Here is a 16,910-nt window from a genome sequence, read left to right on the forward strand (position 1 = left end):
AGCGACTGCGCGCGCGCTCCGTGTTTCGATCGATCGACCCCAGGGCATGACATCCCGACGCGGAGGCTTCCGACGATGACGACTGAAGCCCAGATTGAGGGGAACGGGCGAGACGGACGACCGGGGACCCAACCACCGACGAGGTGGGGACGCACCGGGGACGTCCTCGACGCCGAGGCCGCGCACGCGGAACGGCGTCGGGAGATCGCGGCGATGAAGCGGGAGCTGAGGGCGATCCTCGAGGAGCTCTGCCGGCTTCGGGCCGAGGCCGAGGACGGGCGAGGCCGGGACGCGACCCGGGACGGACGCGGAGAGACGATTGCGACGACTCTGGAAACGCCAGAAATGCGCCATCAAAGCCAATCAAAAAAACGCATCGAAGTCCATGATCATTCAGGACTTACGGTCGACGTGCCGGGGACCACAACGCGACGAACAAAGCCAATTCGCCTCGGGTGGCTGGGCGGCGGCGAAGCGACCCCGCGGCCCGGGGGCCTTCGCCGCGGGCAGGCCATGGCAGGGCGAAGGCGCTGGCGGAGGGTCGCTTCGCTCCATGGCAGCCACCCGGAAGGGGGGCTGGCCCTCGCCCGCCTCGGGTGGGCGCCGGGATGTCGGAACGAGGCTCGTCGACCCGGAACGATGCCATCAAGGCGGCATCGTCGCACGATGATGAGAATTCGGCTCCCGAGGATTGACAGTCGGCATGACCACGCAAGCATGGGTGGCCACGATCGTCAGATCGTGGATTGGACGGGCGAAGCCTCAAGCCTCGCACGTCAGTGCGATCCACGGGGCAGGCTGTCGCTCGCTCGAAGGCGGTCCGGCTTACGCCGGAAGCTGGAGGGCTGCGCCCCGTCCGAACCACCCGCTCACGCGGATGGTCACCCGTCCGAAAAGCTCGCGCAGGACTGTCAATCCGTGGCTTTCGCATTCGGGATGGTGCCATCAAAGCCAATCGAGAAAATCGCATCAAAAGCCATTTTCAGAAAGGACTTGCGATCGACGCGCCGGGGACCACGTCGCGACGAACGAAGCCAATTCGCGGCGGCGGGGGGAGGGCGAGACGGAGGGTCGGGGGGGATGGCCGTTCGGCCGGCCATCGGTGGGCGTCGAGGTCTCGTCTTGTCGGGAGATATTCGTTGGCCTAAACTCGGGCATTCGGCTCCAGATCGCCAGCAGGAGGGCCGGGCCGATCGAGGCGGGACCAACGATGGTATTCCAGTTTGCCGTGCTCGGAAGCGGGTCGAGGGGCAACTCGTCGCTGATCGCCGAGGCGGGCGGTCAGGGGCTGCTCATCGATGCCGGGCTCGGGCCGAGGACGATGGATCAGCGGCTCAGGAGCATCGGCGGCGACCTGGCGCGGGTTGCCGCCGTCCTGCTCAGCCACACCCACGGCGATCACGTCGAATCCGGCATGCTCCAGGCGATGCTCCGGCGGGGGATCGCGCTCTACTGCCACGAGGGGCACCGGGACGAGCTCGAGCACGACCAGGGATTCCAGGACATGGATCGCCAGGGGCTGGTCCGGCATTACGACGAGGGCCCGTTCCTGGCCCCGGGCGGGTTCCGGATCGAGCCGATCCCGCTCCGGCATGGCGGCCCGACGTACGGGTTCCGGATCGAGTCCGTCCCGCGGCGGCGGGCCCGGGCCGTCAGCCTGGGTTACGTCACCGACACGGGCTGCTGGTCCGAGGCGATGGCCGACGCCCTGGCGGACGTCGACGTGCTGGGCGTGGAGTTCAATCACGACGTCGCGATGCAGAGGATGTCCGGGCGCTCCGCCGCCCTGATCGCCCGGAACCTCGGCGACCACGGGCACCTTTCCAACCGCCAGGGGGCGGAGCTGGTCCGCGCGGTGCTCCACCGGTCGTCGCGCGATCGGGTCCGGCACCTCGTCCTGCTGCACCTCAGCCAGCAGTGCAACCGGCCGGAGCTCGCCATCCACGAGGCCCGCGAGGCGGTCGAGGAGACGGGCCGGCGGATCCTGATCCACGCCGCACGGCAGTCCCCGGCCCACCCGAACCTGATCCTCGACACCGCACGCAAGCCACCGTCGTCCGCGCCGGCCCCCCGGCGCCCCGGCCGCTCCCGGACCGCCGCGGCCGCGGCCGCGACCGTGGCGATGCTCCCCGGCCTCTTCCAGGACAACGCCTGAACGACCCACCTGCCTGGACTCGACCATCGTGGCCTACTATTTCGCCAGCGACATCCACCTGCGACCCGATCACCCGGACCGCGCGGGGCGGTTCGCCTCATGGTTGCGGTCCCTCGATCGCAACGACGTGCTCTGGATCGTCGGCGACCTCTGCGACTTCTGGATGAGCACGCGCTATGCCGAGAGCGAGATCGTCCGCGACGAGGGGTTCGTCGCCCTCGCCGACTTCCGAGCCCGGGGCGGGTCGCTCTTCATCATGCCCGGCAATCACGACCTCTGGATGGGGCCGTTCTACGAGTCCACCCTGGGCGCCACGATGGTCGCCGAGCCGCACGAGATGACGATCCATGGACACCGCATCCACATGGTCCACGGCCACCTCCTGGGTGCCCGCAAGAAGTGGAAGGCCCTCATGGAGACCCGCCAGTTCTTCCGGGCCTTCGGCAAGGTCCCCGGCCCCCTGGCCGGCCTCCTGGACCGCGTCCTCGATCGAAAGAACCGGAACGACCTCCTGAAGGATGAGGGCCGGCATCTCGCCGTCTTTCGGCGATACGCGGACGCCCAGCGGGACAGGGCGGACCTCGTGATCCTGGGGCATGTCCACCGGGCGGTGGATGATTCCGACGGCGTCCCCCGGATGGTGATCCTGGGCGGCTGGCAGCGCAGGTCGAGCTATCTCCGGATCGATGCCGAGGGCGCGACCTTCCACGTCCTGCCGCCCGTCGCGGAGCCCGTGGGCGTCGGCCCGCCGGCCTGAATTCGACGCCGGCCGCGAGCTCACCGAAGCCGGGCCCGGGCCCGCGCCTCCTCGTCCTGCTGCCGCCAGTAGCGCCTGACTCGCTCCGCCAGCTCCTTGCCGACGAAGTCCTTCTCCATGGCGATCGTCCGACGGAATTCCTCCCGTTCCTCCTCCGCGAGGGGCCGCGACTCCGCCGCCAGCGCGAGCGCTCGCAGCCGATCGACGGCCGCCGGATCCGGCCCGAGGCGGAAGACCGGTTCAAAAATGTTCAGGACGTGGGCCGTGATCATCCCCAGGCAGCGGTCGTATTCCGCGCGTTCCGCGTCGCCCAGGGGCCGTTTCGATGCGGCCAGCGCCAGGGCAAGCCCCCGCCGGAAGGGCGGACGGCCCCCGCCGCTTTCGAGGATGCCTCCGGCCGTTTCGAAGGCCCGGACGGCATTCTTCCGACCGCCGACGTCCTCCCCGAGCAGGGCCACGACGCCGAGCGTCATGTTCGTCTCCTCGAAGGCCCGCCGCAGCAGGTCCTCGCGGACATCTCCGTGGGACGAGCCCCGGCGATGCTCGTCGGCCCACTGCGCCAGCCCGCTCGCCACGATCAGGGCCATGGCAACCTGCCCCACGAGCCAGGCGATCGGCCGGCCGTAGAGCCGCAGGAGCCCGCGATGCATCAGGCCGATCGAGACGCCCGCGAGGAGCCCGCCGAGGTGGCCGAGGTTGTCGATGTATCGCGAGAAGGCCACGCCGAGCAGGCCCGTCATCACGACGGCCTTGGCCATCTGCCAGCCGAGGTCGCTCCCCATCGAGGTCCTGGATCTCCAGCCGACCGTGGCGCAGAGGCCGATCAGCGCCATGATGACGACCGAGCCCCCGCCCGACTGGTTGAGCGGATTGCTCCCCGCCCAGGCCCTCGCGAGCATGGCCAGGGCATTCCCCGCGGCGCCGGCGACGAGGTAGATGGCCGCGAAGAGCGAGGAGCCGTACCACGACTCCACCAGCGAGCCCAGGAGGTAGAAGGCGAAGAGGTTCACCCCCAGGTGGAGGACGCTGAAATGGACGAAGTTGCAGGTCACGAGGCGCCAGACCTGCCCCTGACGGAGCGCGGCGAGGGAGAGGTCCCCGAAGCGTTGACCGGTGCCGATCCCCCGGATGAGCAGCCCCCACCAGTCCTGGGTCGGATTCTCCCGGTGCGAGAGGATCGCCATCGCCGCGAAGACCAGGAGCCAGGCCAGCGAGAAGGCCGCCGTGGCGGGGAACTGACGGATTTCTCGCAGGAGGGTGCGGAAGGGCATTGAGGCTCTCTGTGGCTATCGCGAGTCGTCGCGGCGGAGACCCGGCCGGTCGCCGCTGACCGCGAGATCGGGCTCGCACTTCCGGAATCAGGATAACAACGTGCGGAGCGTATCGAGCCGCCCCTTCCAGTCGGAGTCATCGAGCACGGGCATCACCCCGGAGGTCTCGATCGGGTCCGGCAGCGACACCCAGGACTTGCAGCCGAGCTGCTCCGGCGTCGGGATCAGGGTGGTCGCCGTCGGGCGTCGGTAGACTCGAACCACCAGCACCCAGAGGCCTGGCTGACGATAATGGTAACGCTTGAGAATCGTCTCCTCGGTCCAGACGTGATGCGGCATGAGCGTGGCCAGCCTCTCCAGGTCGGTCACGCGGGCCACCAGCTCGACGTGGGCGAGTCCCGTGATCGGGACCGGATCCTCCGGGCGGGGGACGGGCCCGGCCCGCCGCGTCCCCCAGGACTCGCTGAGCCCCTGCTCGGCCTGGTGGACGTGGGTGGGGTAGAGCCAGAAGTCCGGATGTTCCGGCCGGAAGACGCCCCCATCCTCCTCGATCCCGCCCTTTCGGACCAGGAGAGACTGCCTGCCCTCGAGCAGGGCCCGGCAGACGCCGTCCCACTCCTTGAAGGCGATCCCGCACGCGGACGGGAGCTCGTTCATGAATCCCACTCCCCTCGGGGCAGGCGGACCATCAGGTCGTTGACGGCGATGCGCGGGTCTTTCCCCTCGAAGAGGACGCGATGAAGCTCGGCCGTGATGGGCATCTCGACGCCGATCTTGCGGGCGAGCGCGTGGACGCTACGCGTCGTGGGCACGCCCTCGGCGACGTCGACCATCCCGGCCAGGATCTGCTCGAGGGACTCGCCCCGCCCGATCCGCTCGCCGACCGACCGATTCCGGCCGAACGGGCTGTAGCAGGTCGTCACCACGTCGCCGAAGCCGGCCAGCCCGTGGAACGTGGCGGCGAGGCCCCCGAGCGCGACGCCCAGGCGTCCGACCTCCACCAGCCCCCGGGTGATCATGGCCGCCTTGGCGTTGTCGCCGAATCCGAGCCCGTCGCAGACACCCGCCGCGATCCCGAGGATGTTCTTGAGGGCCCCCGCGAGCTCCACGCCGACGGCGTCGGGATTGGTGTAGACCCGGAATGCCTCGTGGCTGAGCGACTCCTGGACCAGCCGGTTGAGCTCGGGCGAGCGCCCGGCCACGACCACGGAGGCGGGCAGGCCGCGAGCGATCTCCTCGGCGTGGCTCGGGCCGCTGAGGACGGCCACCGGGCGCGGGCCGGCCGTCTCGAGGATGATCTCCGAGGGTCGGTCGAAGGTGCCGTTCTCGATCCCCTTCACGACGCTCAGGAAGGGGACGTTGCGATCCAGATGCCCGGAGGCCAGCTCCATGACCCCCCGCAGGTACGCGGTCGGCACCGCCGCGACGACGAGGTCCGCCCCGGCGAGGACCTCGGCGAGGCTCGACCGGATCTGGATCTCCGGCGGGATGGGGATCCCGGGCAGGTGGCGGCCGTTGACGCGATCCCGCGACATCGCCGACGCATGCTCGGCCGATCTCGACCAGAGGACGACTTCCGGTACGGCCGCGCGGAAGAGGAGCGCCAGCGCCGTCCCCATTCCGCCCGCACCCAGGATCACCACGCGTTTCATGATGGAGGCATCACCGTTTCATTCGGGTCGGAGACGGCGAGTCTCGTCACCGGCGAAAGTCATAGTATAAGGGCCGCGATGCCTCCGTGACAGGCGCACGGAGTCGGCGACCCCGCCCGCGGATCGAGCCTCGGTTGGCGAGGCATCCTTTAACCGTCCTGACCGGGCACGTTCCGGAGCCGGATTTCAATTCCGGGGTGGGCGGCGGCATACGCCTTGATCGTCCCGGACAGGAGGTACAGAATCGTGGACTCGCCGGCGGCGATGGTGAGCCTGCCCGTTTCCAGCCCGTGGCGACTGGCGTCAAAGGTCGCCGGCGGCGCGTCGATGGACTCGACCAGGGGCCGAGCCAGGCGGTCGAGATCCTGGCCCTCCGCCGTGAGCGGGATCCTGGGCCCTCGGCGCTGGAAGGGCCTGGCCTGGAATTCGACCTCCCGCGACGGGATCTGGAGGGAGAGGGAGGGTTGGCACAGGCCGGTTCGTTCGGACGCCAGGGAGATGCTCCCGGTGATGATCCGAGCTTCTTCATGCCGAGCGCATCTGGCCCGAGGCCCCGGGCATGGACGCGACGAGCACTGGACGACCCGATGATACGGACTACCACCATTGATTCAATAATCTTTATGGAATGGATCGGACTGTTGCGACTTACCGGACGTTCCTAGACTGACCTCAAGCCCACCATCCTGAAGCGGAGGGCACGACGATGCCTGCATCCGAGACCGAATCGCCGGCCGTCGCCGGCGTGGAGATCCGCGGCCCCATTCGGCCCGGCTACGAGCAGATCCTGACCCCGGAGGCCCTGACGCTGGTCGCCTCGCTCCACCGCGAGTTCGAGGGCCGGCGTCGCGAGCTCCTGGCGCGACGAGTCGACGTGCAGGCACGACTCGACGGGGGCTGGAACCCCGACTTCCTCGAGGAGACCCGGGCGATCCGCGAGGCCGACTGGAAGGTGGCGCCGATCCCCTCCGACCTGCTCGATCGCCGCGTCGAGATCACCGGCCCGGTCGATCGCAAGATGGTGATCAACGCCCTCAACTCGGGTGCGCGCGTCTTCATGGCGGACTTCGAGGACGCCCATTCGCCGACCTGGGAAGGGACCATCGAGGGCCAGGTCAACGTCAGGGACGCCAACCGCGGCGACATCGCGTATGAAAGCCCCGAGGGGAAGAAATATCGGCTGAACCCGAAGCCGGCCACGCTCATGATCCGCCCCCGGGGCTGGCATCTCGACGAGGCCCACGTCCTGGTGGACGGCCGGCCGGTCTCCGGCTCGATCTTCGACTTCACGCTCTACCTGATCCACAACGCCGCGACCCTCAAGGCGAAGGGGAGCGGGCCTTACTACTACCTGCCCAAGCTCGAGAGCCACCTCGAGGCCCGGCTCTGGAACGACGTCTTCACGCGGGCGGAGGAGGCGCTCGGCCTGCCCGTGGGGACCGCCCGGGCCACGGTCCTGATCGAGACGATCCTGGCGGCGTTCGAGATGGACGAGATCCTCTACGAGCTCCGCGACCACATCGTCGGCCTGAATTGCGGCCGGTGGGACTACATCTTCAGCTTCATCAAGAAGTTCCGCGAGCGGCCCGAGTTCGTGCTGCCGGACCGCGCCCTGGTCACCATGACGACCCACTTCCTCCGGTCATATTCCCAACTGACGATCCGGACGTGCCATCGCCGCGGGGCCTTTGCCATGGGCGGGATGGCCGCCCAGATCCCCATCAAGAACGACCCCGAGGCCAACGAGAAGGCCCTCCAGAGGGTCCGCGAGGACAAGCTCCGAGAGGCCACCGACGGCCACGATGGGACCTGGGTCGCCCACCCCGGCCTGGTGCCGATCGCGCTGGAAGTCTTCGACGCGCGGATGCCCGGGCCCAATCAGCTCGACCGGCTCCGCGAGGACGTGAACGTCGCGGCGGCCGACCTCCTGGCCGTCCCCGCCGGGCCCATCACCGAGGCCGGCCTCCGCATCAACATCAACGTCGGCCTTCGCTACCTGGAGAGCTGGCTGCGCGGCAGCGGCTGCGTCCCCATCTTCAACCTGATGGAGGACGCCGCCACCTGCGAGATCTCCCGCACCCAGATCTGGCAGTGGATCCGGCACCCCGCGGGGAAGCTCGACGACGGCCGCAAGATCACCGTCGAGCTGTTCCGACAGCTCATGGACGAGGAGCTCGGCAAGATCCGCGCGGACATCGGGCCGGAGGCCTACGACTCGGGCAAGTTCCCGATCGCGCGCCAGATCTTCGACGAGGTCACGACGAGCCCCGCGCTCGTCGAGTTCCTGACCCTGCCCGCGTACAAGTACCTGGATTGACGCCCCGTCCGGAAGTGCTCGCCGCGGAACCCCATCGTCGGCCGTCCGCCCAGCTCGTGACGAGCGACGCGGCCCCGCGCGACCAGCCGTTCCTCACTGGCTCCGCGGAGGAGGAGCGGCTCGACGTCGTCAGGTCGCATTGACGCCGGTTGATGCGAGATCCGGACCGCCATAGGCCCGGTCCAGGAGATCGACGGTATGGATGACCCGCACGCGGCTGCCTCGCTCCCTCGCCATCCGGGCGATCTGGAGCAGGCAGCCGATGTTGCCGGCCGCCACGGCATCCGCGCCCGTCGATTCGATCCGATCCATCTTCCTCAGGCCGAGCCGGGCCGACATCTCGGGCTGCGTCAGGTTGTACGTCCCGGCCGCGCCGCAGCAGAGCTCGCTCTCGTCCAGGGGGACGAGCTCCAGGCCCGGGATCGACTCGAGCAGCCGCCGGGGCTGGGAACGGACGTGCTGGGCATGGCACAGGTGGCACGCGTCGTGATAGGCGACCTTCATCGGGACGGGGTGAGTCGGGGTCGCCGCGCCCAGGCCAACCAGGAACTCCGAGACGTCGGCCACCTTCCCCGCGAAGACCGTCGCGCGCTCCCTGTCGGCGGGCGGCAGCACGCGCGGGTATTCCTTCATGAACGCCCCGCAGCCGGCGGCGTTGACCACGATGGCGTCGAGGTCGCCGGACCGGAAGGCATCGATGTTCTCCCGGGCGAGGCCGAGCGCCGGCCCCTCCGCGCCGGAATGATAGTGCATCGCCCCGCAACAGACCTGCCCCCTCGGGACGATGACCTCGCAGCCGTTCCGCCGGAGGACCCGGGCCGTGGCCCGATTCGTCTCCGGCTGGAGCGCGTCGGCGACGCAGCCGGTGAAGAGCGCCACGCGAGCCCGCCTCGGGCCGATCGGCGGCAGGACCTCCGGCAGCCTCGAACCGGGCCGCGAAAGCCGGGGGAGCATGGCGACCATCGATCGCATCGTCCGCGGCAGCATCCTCGTCGCCCCGGTTCGTTCCGCCAGGGCGATCAGGCCGAGCTTCTGGGAGATCCACGCCGGCAAGAGTGCGGCCCGAACTCGGCCCGAATACGGGAACAGGTGATGCAGCACGAGTCGTTCCAGCAGGCTCCGGCGCGAGCCACCGGCAGCCGACTGGTTCATGGCGATCTGGAACGGCTCGATCAGGGAGCCGTAGTGCACCCCCGAGGGACAGGCCGATTCGCAGGCCCGGCAGTCGAGGCAGAGGTCGAGGTGCCGGCGGACGGCCGCGCCCATCGCCAGGCGGCCGTCGGTCACGGCGCGCATCAGGTAGATCCGCCCCCGCGGGCTATCGTTCTCGTTCGAGGTTTCCAGGTACGTCGGGCAGCTCGCCGTGCACAGGCCGCAGTGGACGCATTCCTGGAAGTTGCGGTAGTCGATCCGCCGCGACAGCCAGTCGAGGTCGATGCCCGCAGACGCCACGTTGTCCTCGGTCGCGACGGTCATATGCCACCCACGAAACGGCCGGGGTTGAGGGCCCCGTGAGGATCGAGTGCCCGCTTGATCTTCGCCGCCAGCGACCAGTCGGGACGCGGATCGCCCCAGACGTTGAGCCTCGGCTTCCAGTCGGTCGGACAGCGCGGGACGGTCAGGGTCCCGCCGTGCGCGGAAACGGTTGCGCGGAAGCGTCGGACCTGGTCCGCCACCGCCTCGAGGCCAGGATCGTCCCGGGAGTGGAGCCGGACTACGCCGTCGCCCGCATGGCACTGGAACGTCCAGCGATTGCCGTCGACCTGATCGAGGAAGCTCGCGACCAGCGACGGCCGGATCGCGGCGAGGAGCGAGACCGGGCCCGGGCCGCGCACCTGGAATTCCCCGAGGGCCGACCAGAGCCCCTCGACCCGCTCATCCTCGACGACGACGATCTCGGTCGGCCTCAGCTCATCGCGGAGCCGCCCGATCTGCCAGCGGACGGAGACCTCACTCCCCTCGAGGCCGATCGCAAGGGTGCGACGGCCGGCGGGCAGCCCCGCCGGGCCTCCCACGACCTCCGCGGCCCGGGGATCGAGCACGTCGATCGCCACCGGCCTCGCGTCGGACGTGTTCAACCACGCCAGCACGGACTCGAGATCGTGGTCGGCATCCAGGATCGTCCAGGCCACGACGGACGCCTCGGGCTTCGGGCGCACCTTGAGTGTCATGCTGGTGAGGATGCCGAGCGTCCCGAGCGAGCCCGTCATCAGCTTGGGGAAGTCGTAGCCGGCGACGTTCTTGACGACCCGACCTCCCCCCTTCACCGCGACTCCCTCCGAGGTCACGAACTGGACGCCGATGATCTGGTCGCGGGGCCTCCCCCAGGCATATCGGCGCGGGCCGCACGCGCCGGTCGCGAAGACGCCCCCCAGGGTGGCACGCTCGGGCTGGGCGGCCTCGACGAGCAGCCGCTGTCCCTGCGATGCCAGGACCCGTGCCAACGCCTCCGCGGTGATGCCCGCCTCCACCGTGATCGTCATGTCGGCGTGCGGATAGTCGATCACGCGATCCATGGCACGCATGTCGAGGATCACGCCCGGCCGCGATGGGGGCTCGCCCAGCTCGATGGCCGTGCCGCCCCCCTGGGGGTACAGGGCCTGTCCGGCGCGGACGGTGTCGCGGACGGCCTCGCCGAGCTGATCCAGGGATTCGGGGCGGATCCGGGCGGTCGCGTGACGACCGTCGCCCAGCGGCCCGCCGCCGGGAGGTTCGGGCCAGCCATCGGTCCATGGGCCGCTCATGTCCCCCCCTCGGCGCCGGGGCCATCGTCGGGTGCATAGGAAATCTCCAGCCCCGAGAGGATCCTTTCGACTCGTTCCTGCACCGCGCGGATGAGCTCGATGGTCGAATCGTCGAAGACGCCCGGCCAGAGCTCCGTGAGCAGGACCTGCGACTCCAGGGCCAGCCGATGGAGGGAGTATGAGAGGCGTCTCTCGAGGAGGTTCACCCCGCGAAGCTCCGCCTCGACCTGATCGAGCGCCCGCAACAGCTCCTCGCCCTTCTCGGGCCGAACCTGCCGGCCGGCGCGAAGCGCGGGCAAGAAATCCTCGGACGACGGTTCGTCGGTCCCGAGGCCGCGGATCACGACGTCCCTGGCCGATTCGCTGAGCACGTCGGGCCTGATCCTTTCGGAAATGCGCGGTTCTCCCTGCGGCCGAGAGCGCTCGATGCGGACCACGGGCGGAGCGTCGGGGCTTCCCTGGCCGTCCGCCTCCCCGTCGATCGCGTCGTCGGGGTCGAGAAAGCGGACGTCGTGGATGGGGACGGTCAGGGCGGCCCCGGAGTCGAGGCTGTCGTCATCGGTCGGATGAGTCGCCGGCGAGAACTCCGCGGATTCGGACTTCTCCCGCCATTCCGCCAGATAGTCCGGGTCGTCGGCGATGGCGTTCAGGCCCTCGAGCTTTCCCCGGCGGGCCTCGGACTCGGCGACCTGGCTCCGGTAGCTCTCGTCGTCGATGGCTCGAGAGAGGAGGCCGGCGCAGTAGTCCGAAAGCGAGGCTGCGCCGGCCTTCTCGGCCAGGATCTGCGCCCGGTCGAGCGTCGCGGTCTTGACGTGGAGGATGATCCGCTGGGGCTCCTCCCCGGCGGCGGGGATCCGGTACTCGCCCGATCGGAAGACGGGAGGGAGCCGGCTCCATCGCGAGTAGGGGTCGCGCCGGGTGGCACGCCGCTGGTTCCTGTCGCCCTGGTTGGGGTCGTTCTGCATGATCTTGCCCGTTCGATATTCAGGCCGGGGACCGCCGGCCCGGCGCGGCCCGCTCGATGCAATGCCCCCCGGTCGGGAGCAACTTCGACGGGCTGCATCGGCCGTCCGGGTTGAGGCTATCGCGGATCGCCACCATCGCCGCCAGGTCCTCGGGGGAGAAGAGCCGGGGCATCAGGGCCATCTTCTCGACCCCGATGCCGTGCTCGCCCGTGACCGACCCGCCGAGCCGGATGCACTCCTCGAGGATCTCGTGGCTGGCGAGGAGGACCCGGCCGACCTGCCCCGGGTCGGTCTCGTCGAAGAGGAGGATCGGATGGATGTTCCCGTCGCCGGCGTGGAACACGTTCGCGATCCGGATATCGTGCCGCCGCGAAACGTCCTGGATGAACCGGAGGATATCCGGCAGCCGGGTCCTGGGCACGACGCCGTCCTGGGTGCAGAAGGTGGGGCTGAGCCGGCCGATCGCCCCGAATGCGGACTTGCGGCTCTTCCAGATCGCGACGTACTCCGGCTCCTTGCGGGTCCGCCACGCGAGGGAACGCTCGACGCGGCCCCCGCGCCCCTCGACGATCGCCGCGATGGCCCGGGCCTCGGCATCCAGGCCCGCATCGATGCCATCCACCTCGATGATCAGGACCGCGCCGGCTTCCGTGGGGAAGCCGAAGCCGAAGGCCTGTTCGACCGCCTGGATCATCAGGTTGTCCAGCATCTCGAGCGCCGCGGGGACGATGCCGGCCGCGATGATGCCGCTGACCGCCTCGGTCGCGGCCTCCACCGTGTCGAAGACGCCCAGCAAGGTGCGGCCCGCCTCCGGGTCGCGGGTCAGGCCGACCGTCACCTGGGTGACGACGCCGAACGTCCCCTCGCTGCCGACCACGAGCCCGGCGAGATCGTAGCCGGGCGGATCCGGCGTGATTCCCCCCACGTCGACGACCGATCCATCGGGGAGGACCAGCCGGACGCCGCGGACGTGATTCACCGTGACCCCGTACTTCAGGGTATGCGGCCCCCCCGAGTTCGTCGCGACGTTGCCGCCGATCGTGCAGGCCGTCTGACTCGATGGGTCGGGGGCGTAGTGGAAGCCTCGCCCCGCGAGCGCACGCGTGAGCCAGACGTTCACCACGCCGGGCTCGACGATCGCGTACCGATCGCGGACGTTGATCTCGAGGATCTGCTTCATCCGGGTCAGGCAGATCATCACCCCGCCGCCGACGGCCAGGGTCCCCCCCGCCAGGCTCGTCCCCGCTCCCCTCGGCACGAACGGCACATCCAGGCGGTTGCAGAGCTTCACGATCTCGACCACGTGGTCCGTGCCGGTGGGAAAGACGACGGCGTCGGGAATGTTCCGGTTGATCGTGAACCCGTCGCATTCGTAGACGAGCCGCTCCTGTCGGTCGTGCAGGACGTTCTCCGCGCCGACGATCGCCGTCAAGTCGGCGATCAGGCGCCCCGACTGCACGGATGTGGACGAGGTCACGGCGTGCGGGGCCATGGAACGGGCCTCCGGGGCTCGGTCTGGGGAGTCCTGACGTCAATCGTAACCGCCCGTCGGGGCCTTGTCAGGAAGGTACGGCGAGGAGTCGCGGAGAAGGCCGGTCCGGGTCGCCGGCCCGTTGGAAGCGTGTGAACGCCCTGGACCACGCAACCACCTTGTCGATTGTCCGGGATTCGAGTAGCCTCCCCGCGGAAATCGGGAACGACGGGAGAGTGCGGCAAGTGCCGACCGGAATGGTCGGAATCGAGGAGGCCGGCATGGATGCCAGCGTCCGGGAAGCGGATACGGCGAAGCGAGATCGGGCCGGGATGCTGGTGGCGCCCGAGCGCGGGGCGATGGCGGCTCAGCCGGCGGAGGGCCCGATCGCCGGGCTTCGGGTGGCACTCGTGCACGACTGGCTGACCGGCATGCGGGGCGGCGAGAAGTGCCTGGAGGTCCTCTGCCGCGCCTTCCCGGACGCGACGCTCTACACGCTCCTTCACCGGAAGGGCTCGACCAGCTCCGTGATCGAACGCATGGCGATCCGGACCTCCGGGCTCCAGTCGATCCCCGGCGTCTTCCGCCACTACCGCCACCTGCTCCCCGTGATGCCGATGGCGTCGCGGGCCTGGAAGCCTCGCGACGTGGACGTGGTGATCAGCCTCAGCCACTGCGTCGCCAAGGCGGTTCGGGTGCCGGCCGGCGTCCCGCACATCTGCTACTGCTTCACCCCCATGCGGTACGCCTGGGATGGCCGCGAGGCCTACCTCGAAAGCTGGCGTCGGCGACCCGTCCGGCTCGCGGCGGCGCGGTTCTTCCTGGAGCGGCTTCGCCGGTGGGACGAACGGACGTCGAGGCGGGTCACTCATTTCGTGGCGATCTCCGAGACGATTCGGGACCGAATCGCGGCCTGCTACCGGCGAGATAGCCGGGTGATCCCTCCTCCCGTCGACACCGATTTCTACACGCCCGCGGGACCCCAGGAATCCTCCAGCCGGGAGGACTTCTACCTGGTCGTCTCCGCACTCGTCCCTTACAAGCGCGTCGACCAGGCCGTCGCCGCCTGCAGTCGCCTGGACAGGCCGCTCGTCGTGATCGGCGCGGGGCCGGAACGGCCCAGGCTGGAGGCGATGGCGGGACCGACGGTGCGGTTCCTGGGGTGGCAGTCCGACGAGGCCATCCGCGACCATTACCGGCGTTGCCGCGCCCTCCTCTTCCCGGGCGAGGAGGACTTCGGGATCGTGCCCGTCGAGGCCCTTGCCTGCGGCACGCCCGTCATCGCCCTGGGCCGCGGAGGGGCCGCGGAGACGGTCGACAACTCGGTGGGCCGGCTCTACGGCGAGCCCACGATCGAATGCTTGATGGCGAGCCTCCAATCGTGGGAAATGGCGGGATGTCCCCACGATCCCCGGCACGCTCGGGGTCGCGCCGAGGAGTTCGCCCTGGGGGTCTTCACGCGCCGAATCCTCGGGCTCATCGGCGAGGTCGCCGGCCCGTCGAAACCCGGCGTCCCGCCGCGGCCCCACCTCGCGCTGGATCGCCCGTGAGAGGCCATCCCGGGCCGCCTCCTCCCGGGCCTCCGCGAGGGAACGTGACGGGTCCGGCACAATTCTGACGGCCGTGATCAATCTCTTGCCCCTACCCGGTCGGTTTGTCGCTAGAATCCATAGATGCTGCCCTGGGGAGTTAGCATCCGGTTCGGGCGGCCACACGCCTGGGAGGTCCAAGATGTCGCCTCTTCGTGCCTTGATCCTAGCCGCGGCGACCGCCCTGGTCGCGGGCTCGACCGTTGTTTATGCCCAGGATTCGCCCGATCCGCCCGCCCGGGGCCAGCGGGGTGGTCGGGGGCCGGGCGGTCCCGGAGGACCCGGCGGATTCGGCGGCCCCGGCGGCTTCGGCATGGGTGGCTTCGGCATGGGCGGCTTCGGCATGGGCGGCCCCGGCGGGGGGGGCGGCGGCGGGGAGACGATGCTCCTTAGCTACACCAGCGTCCAGAAGGATCTGAAGCTGACGGAGAAGCAGAAGACCAAGGTGCAGAGCCTTCAGACCGCGTGGCAGACCAAGATGCGGCAGGCGTTCAGCAGGAACCGACCCGGCGGCGGGAACCGGAATCAGAATCGCGAGCAGGCCCGCGAGGCCATGGAGAAGCAGCGCGAGGCGTTCGCGAAGCAGGCCAAGGAGCATGAGGCGGAGGTCCTCAAGGTCCTCGACAAGACCCAGCAATCGCGACTCTCTCAAATCAACCTTCAGAACCAGGGCGTCTTCGCGGTGGCGAACCCGACCACGGCCAAGGCCCTGAAGTTGACCGAGGAACAGAATGCCAAGGTCAAGGAAGCCCTGGACGAGATGCGGACCGCCACGCGAGAGGCGTTCCCGGGCCGCGGCGGGCGCGGCCGGGGCGGGCCCGGCGGCGAGGGGGGCGGTCAAGGCGGCGGCCCTCCGGGTGACGAGGGAGGCCCTCCGGGCGGCGGTGGCTTCGGCGGCGGCCCTCCGGGCGAAGGTGATGGCCCCGGCGGCGACGGCGCGGGTCCCGGTGGCGGTGCGAATCGGCCCAACTTCGACCCGGAGGAGATGCGAGCCCGATTCGAGAAGGTTCGCGAGATCATGACCAAGGCCCGCGAGACGGCCGAGGAGAAGATCGGCGCCGTCCTGACCAGCGAGCAGAAGGACGAGTTCGCGAAGATGAAGGGGAAGGCGTTCGACACGGCGACCCTGCGGATGCCACCGGGTGGACCCGGCGGACGCGGTGACAACGCCAACGGCAACAACCGCGGGAACGCCCGGAACCGGAACACGCGCAACAATCGCACGCGCGGCAATGCGAATGCTCAGGGCGACCAGGAAGGTGGTGGCGGCGGCGGCGACCCGACCGCTCAGCCGGAGTGATCCTGTCGGCTTCGGCCTTCGGTGAATGAGAAGGGCGAGATGATTTCCGTCATCTCGCCCTTCGTCTTATTCGAGCCATCCCGGTCCGTCGGAGGGCTTCAATTTCATCCGGCGGGCTTGCGATTGCGGTAGAGCGAGGGGTCCACGGCCTCCGCCATGGCGGCCACGTCGAGGGCCCCGCCGAGGAACTCGTTGATCCGACTCGCCTGGGCTTCCGGATCCTTCACCAGGTCCGAGTATCGGATGTAAAGGACCTGCATGTTCGGCTGCTGGGCGAGCCAGGCCCGGAGCCGGGACAGGTGCTTCACGAACGCCGCCTTGATGTCGTCGCGAGGGCCCGCCTCGCGGTTCAGGCGATCCAGCATCTTCTCCTGCGAGGCGAGCATCTCGTCGAGGTCGCGCTCCATGAAGACGATGCGGTACTCCTCCCCGGCCGGCAGGTCGAAGAGGAGCTGAGAGACCATCTTCACGGACTTGCCTCGGACCTCGGGGATCCACGAGGCGTCCTGCTTGATCTTCTTGACCTGCTCGAATTCGTAATAGCCGCGCGGGTTGTCGGTGTCCGGCGTGCGGATGTTGTCCGTGACGGCCCGCACGCCGCCACGGTCGAGCATCTGCATCATCAGCGAGGTGCCGGACCGTGGCAGGCCGGAAACGATGACGATCTCCGTGTCCATGACGCGCGTGCC

General features: G+C 69.4%; 15 protein-coding genes. 6 read left to right on the forward strand and 9 right to left on the reverse strand.

Annotated elements, in window-relative coordinates:
* Positions 1-1,210 precede the first annotated feature (1,210 nt).
* Together G6O54_RS12950 and G6O54_RS12955 are read left to right on the forward strand one after the other, a co-directional pair.
* Positions 1,211-2,155: an MBL fold metallo-hydrolase gene (locus G6O54_RS12950; RefSeq protein ID WP_165225801.1), complete on the forward strand. Its 945-nt coding sequence runs from the start codon at positions 1,211-1,213 to the stop codon at positions 2,153-2,155.
* 28 nt (positions 2,156-2,183) lie between these two features.
* Positions 2,184-2,912 carry a UDP-2,3-diacylglucosamine diphosphatase gene (locus G6O54_RS12955; protein ID WP_165225804.1) on the forward strand — a complete coding sequence of 243 codons (729 nt, stop codon included), beginning with the start codon at positions 2,184-2,186 and terminating at the stop codon, positions 2,910-2,912.
* A gap of 20 nt (positions 2,913-2,932) precedes the next feature.
* Here the strand turns inward: G6O54_RS12955 and G6O54_RS12960 are convergent, their stop codons facing one another.
* From G6O54_RS12960 to G6O54_RS38810, 4 genes are all read right to left on the reverse strand, one after another.
* A complete protein-coding gene (locus tag G6O54_RS12960; protein ID WP_165225807.1) occupies positions 2,933-4,183 on the reverse strand; it encodes a rhomboid family intramembrane serine protease in 1,251 nt (416 codons plus the stop codon).
* Between the two features lie 87 nt (positions 4,184-4,270).
* Positions 4,271-4,840, reverse strand: coding sequence for a DUF1802 family protein (locus tag G6O54_RS12965; RefSeq protein WP_250846865.1), 570 nt, complete (start codon positions 4,838-4,840; stop codon positions 4,271-4,273).
* The gene (locus G6O54_RS12970) at positions 4,837-5,835 is read right to left on the reverse strand and encodes an NAD(P)H-dependent glycerol-3-phosphate dehydrogenase (protein ID WP_165225813.1); all 999 of its coding nucleotides are present in this window, start codon (positions 5,833-5,835) and stop codon (positions 4,837-4,839) included. The genes G6O54_RS12965 and G6O54_RS12970 overlap by 4 nt, the downstream gene beginning before the upstream one ends.
* Positions 5,836-5,984: 149 nt before the next feature.
* Positions 5,985-6,446 carry a LysR family transcriptional regulator gene (locus G6O54_RS38810; RefSeq protein WP_369432140.1) on the reverse strand — a complete coding sequence of 154 codons (462 nt, stop codon included), beginning with the start codon at positions 6,444-6,446 and terminating at the stop codon, positions 5,985-5,987.
* A gap of 95 nt (positions 6,447-6,541) precedes the next feature.
* On the opposite strand from G6O54_RS38810, the gene aceB reads away from it, so the two are divergent.
* Together aceB and G6O54_RS12980 are read left to right on the forward strand one after the other, a co-directional pair.
* On the forward strand, positions 6,542-8,152 hold the full coding sequence (gene aceB, locus G6O54_RS12975) for a malate synthase A (RefSeq protein WP_165225816.1): 1,611 nt from the start codon (positions 6,542-6,544) through the stop codon (positions 8,150-8,152).
* The gene (locus G6O54_RS12980; protein ID WP_165225819.1) at positions 8,149-8,295 is read left to right on the forward strand and encodes a hypothetical protein; all 147 of its coding nucleotides are present in this window, start codon (positions 8,149-8,151) and stop codon (positions 8,293-8,295) included. The genes aceB and G6O54_RS12980 overlap by 4 nt, the downstream gene beginning before the upstream one ends.
* Here the strand turns inward: G6O54_RS12980 and G6O54_RS12985 are convergent.
* Genes G6O54_RS12985 through G6O54_RS13000 form a run of 4 tightly spaced genes read right to left on the reverse strand, consistent with a single transcriptional unit; the run spans position 8,282 to position 13,353 of the window.
* On the reverse strand, positions 8,282-9,628 hold the full coding sequence (locus G6O54_RS12985; RefSeq protein ID WP_165225822.1) for a (Fe-S)-binding protein: 1,347 nt from the start codon (positions 9,626-9,628) through the stop codon (positions 8,282-8,284). The two genes, G6O54_RS12980 and G6O54_RS12985, sit on opposite strands and share 14 nt — an antisense overlap.
* Positions 9,625-10,896 (reverse strand): FAD-binding oxidoreductase, encoded by a 1,272-nt coding sequence (locus G6O54_RS12990; RefSeq protein ID WP_165225825.1) that lies wholly within the window; start codon positions 10,894-10,896, stop codon positions 9,625-9,627. The genes G6O54_RS12985 and G6O54_RS12990 overlap by 4 nt, the downstream gene beginning before the upstream one ends.
* Positions 10,893-11,861, reverse strand: a complete 969-nt coding sequence (locus tag G6O54_RS12995; protein WP_165225828.1) for a hypothetical protein — start codon at positions 11,859-11,861, stop codon at positions 10,893-10,895. The genes G6O54_RS12990 and G6O54_RS12995 overlap by 4 nt, the downstream gene beginning before the upstream one ends.
* A gap of 19 nt (positions 11,862-11,880) precedes the next feature.
* Positions 11,881-13,353 carry an FAD-binding oxidoreductase gene (locus tag G6O54_RS13000; protein ID WP_165225831.1) on the reverse strand — a complete coding sequence of 491 codons (1,473 nt, stop codon included), beginning with the start codon at positions 13,351-13,353 and terminating at the stop codon, positions 11,881-11,883.
* A 260-nt stretch (positions 13,354-13,613) separates the two neighbouring features.
* On the opposite strand from G6O54_RS13000, the gene G6O54_RS13005 reads away from it, so the two are divergent.
* Together G6O54_RS13005 and G6O54_RS37340 are read left to right on the forward strand one after the other, a co-directional pair.
* The gene (locus tag G6O54_RS13005) at positions 13,614-14,882 is read left to right on the forward strand and encodes a glycosyltransferase (RefSeq protein ID WP_250846866.1); all 1,269 of its coding nucleotides are present in this window, start codon (positions 13,614-13,616) and stop codon (positions 14,880-14,882) included.
* A 181-nt stretch (positions 14,883-15,063) separates the two neighbouring features.
* The gene (locus G6O54_RS37340; protein WP_205678758.1) at positions 15,064-16,221 is read left to right on the forward strand and encodes a DUF4890 domain-containing protein; all 1,158 of its coding nucleotides are present in this window, start codon (positions 15,064-15,066) and stop codon (positions 16,219-16,221) included.
* A gap of 104 nt (positions 16,222-16,325) precedes the next feature.
* Here the strand turns inward: G6O54_RS37340 and G6O54_RS13015 are convergent, their stop codons facing one another.
* Positions 16,326-16,898: a sulfotransferase family protein gene (locus G6O54_RS13015; RefSeq protein ID WP_165225836.1), complete on the reverse strand. Its 573-nt coding sequence runs from the start codon at positions 16,896-16,898 to the stop codon at positions 16,326-16,328.
* Between the last annotated feature and the right edge of the window lie 12 nt (positions 16,899-16,910).

It is taken from the genome of Aquisphaera insulae, from assembly GCF_011064615.1.
In the GTDB taxonomy this organism is placed as follows: domain Bacteria; phylum Planctomycetota; class Planctomycetia; order Isosphaerales; family Isosphaeraceae; genus Aquisphaera; species Aquisphaera insulae.

Coding starts and splice junctions, on each gene's coding strand:
- G6O54_RS12950 (WP_165225801.1), top strand. CDS start 1,211: ATGGTATTCCAGTTTGCCGTGCTCGGAAGCGGGTCGAGGGGCAACTCG.
- G6O54_RS12960 (WP_165225807.1), bottom strand. CDS start 4,183: ATGCCCTTCCGCACCCTCCTGCGAGAAATCCGTCAGTTCCCCGCCACG.
- G6O54_RS12965 (WP_250846865.1), bottom strand. CDS start 4,840: ATGAACGAGCTCCCGTCCGCGTGCGGGATCGCCTTCAAGGAGTGGGAC.
- G6O54_RS12970 (WP_165225813.1), bottom strand. CDS start 5,835: ATGAAACGCGTGGTGATCCTGGGTGCGGGCGGAATGGGGACGGCGCTG.
- aceB (WP_165225816.1), top strand. CDS start 6,542: ATGCCTGCATCCGAGACCGAATCGCCGGCCGTCGCCGGCGTGGAGATC.
- G6O54_RS12985 (WP_165225822.1), bottom strand. CDS start 9,628: ATGACCGTCGCGACCGAGGACAACGTGGCGTCTGCGGGCATCGACCTC.
- G6O54_RS12990 (WP_165225825.1), bottom strand. CDS start 10,896: ATGAGCGGCCCATGGACCGATGGCTGGCCCGAACCTCCCGGCGGCGGG.
- G6O54_RS12995 (WP_165225828.1), bottom strand. CDS start 11,861: ATGCAGAACGACCCCAACCAGGGCGACAGGAACCAGCGGCGTGCCACC.
- G6O54_RS13000 (WP_165225831.1), bottom strand. CDS start 13,353: ATGGCCCCGCACGCCGTGACCTCGTCCACATCCGTGCAGTCGGGGCGC.
- G6O54_RS13005 (WP_250846866.1), top strand. CDS start 13,614: ATGGATGCCAGCGTCCGGGAAGCGGATACGGCGAAGCGAGATCGGGCC.
- G6O54_RS37340 (WP_205678758.1), top strand. CDS start 15,064: ATGTCGCCTCTTCGTGCCTTGATCCTAGCCGCGGCGACCGCCCTGGTC.
- G6O54_RS13015 (WP_165225836.1), bottom strand. CDS start 16,898: ATGGACACGGAGATCGTCATCGTTTCCGGCCTGCCACGGTCCGGCACC.